The sequence below is a fragment of the Halorubrum sp. 48-1-W genome, assembly GCF_003287355.1.
Taxonomy (GTDB): Archaea; Halobacteriota; Halobacteria; order Halobacteriales; family Haloferacaceae; genus Halorubrum.
Genome location: NZ_QMIM01000066.1, coordinates 1 through 1169, shown reverse-complemented (window position 1 = coordinate 1169; position 1169 = coordinate 1). Strand labels below are relative to the sequence as shown.

1 protein-coding gene and 1 pseudogene are annotated in these 1169 nt (G+C 57.3%); both read right to left on the bottom strand.

The window, feature by feature from the left end; genetic code table 11:
- Positions 1 to 638, bottom strand: a pseudogene (locus DQW50_RS17515) (RNA-guided endonuclease TnpB family protein); the annotation flags it as partial.
- A 2-nt stretch (positions 639 to 640) separates the two neighbouring features.
- Positions 641 to 1030, bottom strand: a complete 390-nt coding sequence (tnpA, locus tag DQW50_RS17510) for an IS200/IS605 family transposase (RefSeq protein WP_112080532.1) — start codon at positions 1028 to 1030, stop codon at positions 641 to 643.
- Positions 1031 to 1169 lie beyond the last annotated feature (139 nt).

Below are 1169 nucleotides of genomic sequence, written 5' to 3'. Positions count from 1 at the left end.
CCGAGGCGCTCGATGACCTGCGCACCCGAACGCACCTTTGCCTTCCCGATGCTCTTGCGGAGCTGCTTGTAGTGTTCACGGACGCGACGGACTTCCGCGCCGTGGAACTGCGTGTCGCGGTCTGAGAGGAACGTGCTGACGGCGATCCACTTTGCCCCCATATCGACGGCGAGAATGTCATCGTATTCATCTGCGACGGCCACAGACCGCTTGCAGACGAGATGGACATACCACTCGCCGTCCCGGTGGACGAGTTCCGAGTCACCGATGTACTCGTCTTCGAGGAGGTTCGTGTCCTTCTCGGGGACGCGGACGGGAACCCAGATGCTATCTCCCTGTTCCTTCTCGGGGTTGTAGACGGGGAGTTTGAACCACCACGACGAAAGAACCGTGTCCTCGTCGTGTTCGATGGTGATACAATCGTTGCGGAGGACGACAGGCTGTTCGGTGTCCTCTCGCGGGTTCTTGTTCGACCGGACTTTGCCCGCCTGTTGTTTGGTGGCGGAGTAGAGGTTCGCTTTGTCATCACCGTGAACGGCATCTTGGAACGCGCCGTACTCGCGTTCGACGAGGCGGGCTTTCCGCTCGGTGAGCGAGTGGAGTTTAACCCGTACCGTGGTGGTGACTTCTCGATGCATCGTTATCGTCCGGTCTGTGCTTCGATGTACTCCTCGATGATCTGATTGGACACCTCGCCTGCTGAGGAGACGAAGTACGAGCGGGTCCATAGCGAGGGGAGGCCGAAGTCGAACTCCTCGCGGAGGTTCCGCGAGGTGTAGCCCTTGACCTGTTGGATGATTTTGTTCGGGGCAAGTTTCGGGTTGCCTGTGATGAACAGGTGTACGTGGTCGGGCTGGATTGCCAGTCGGAGAATGTCGAGGGCGAGTTCGTCGGCCTTCTCCTCGATTAGTTGTTCGAGGCGGTCGGCAACCTCGTCGGTGAGTACCGGCTTGCGGTACTTCGGACACCACACGAAGTGGTAGTGGAGGTTGTGAACCGACGTTCGCTCTCGACTGTACCCGCGTGGCATATCGTTAGATAGAATTCTATCTATATTATGTGTTGCGTTTTCATCAAGCTTCAATCGACTATCGAGGATGGGTTGTGTCGTGTGTGGTCAGATTCATCCCACGACTGAAGTCGTGGGCTTTCTCCTCGATCTCGTGTAA